We start from the raw sequence: 740 nt of genomic DNA, 5'->3' as shown, positions 1-740 counted from the left end.
GTGTGTCCCATTCGTCTAGAGGCCTAGGACACCGCCCTTTCACGGCGGTAACAGGGGTTCGACTCCCCTATGGGACGCCACTGGGTCGTTAGCTCAGTTGGTAGAGCAGTTGACTTTTAATCAATTGGTCGCAGGTTCGAATCCTGCACGACCCACCATCTTCTTCCACAGAGGATGTAAAACTCAGTTTGGGTTTTGCCTTTTTAAAGGTGAAAACAAACATATGTGGGCGATTAGCTCAGTTGGGAGAGCACCTCCCTTACAAGGAGGGGGTCACTGGTTCGAGCCCGGTATCGCCCACCACTTTTTCCTTCTTCTTTGTTATGACGCTCGTCGTTTAGATTGCTAAACGTCTCAAGGTCGTGTTTGGAAATGGGAAAAGACTACCCGATGGGGCTATAGCTCAGCTGGGAGAGCGCTTGCATGGCATGCAAGAGGTCGACGGTTCGATCCCGTCTAGCTCCACCACTCTTTAAGTGTTCTTACGAGAATATTTAGAAAGTGGTTTTAACATCACTTTGCTCTTTAAAAATCTGGAAAGCTGACTAAACAACTTTGTTTCTACGGAAATGAAGATTGTTTGTAAAAGTTCTCAAATGTTGACTCTGTGGAGTTAACACCAAACACATTCAAGTGTTCTTGGTTTCATCCTTCTTCGGAAGTGATGAACAATATTTGAGTCCGGCGAAATCGTTCATCGCTTTATGTTTCCGCTTTTTAAGAAAAAGCAGAGGCAAAAA

Annotated in this window: 4 tRNA genes; all 4 read left to right on the top strand. The window is 45.5% G+C overall.

Annotated elements, in window-relative coordinates:
- Window positions 1–4 precede the first annotated feature (4 nt).
- The 4 genes from GCE9029_RS25270 to GCE9029_RS25255 all read left to right on the top strand — a co-directional run bounded on the left by GCE9029_RS25270 (window position 5) and on the right by GCE9029_RS25255 (window position 468).
- Window positions 5–80, top strand: a tRNA-Glu gene (locus GCE9029_RS25270).
- A gap of 2 nt (window positions 81–82) precedes the next feature.
- Window positions 83–158, top strand: a tRNA-Lys gene (locus GCE9029_RS25265).
- A gap of 69 nt (window positions 159–227) precedes the next feature.
- A tRNA-Val gene (locus tag GCE9029_RS25260) sits at window positions 228–303 on the top strand.
- A gap of 89 nt (window positions 304–392) precedes the next feature.
- Window positions 393–468 (top strand) — tRNA-Ala (locus tag GCE9029_RS25255).
- Window positions 469–740: the final 272 nt, after the last annotated feature.

The organism is Grimontia celer (assembly GCF_900055185.1).
GTDB classification, from domain to species: Bacteria; Pseudomonadota; Gammaproteobacteria; order Enterobacterales; family Vibrionaceae; genus Enterovibrio; species Enterovibrio celer.
The sequence above is the reverse complement of the archived record's forward strand: the minus strand, read 5'-3'. Positions and strand labels throughout refer to the sequence as shown.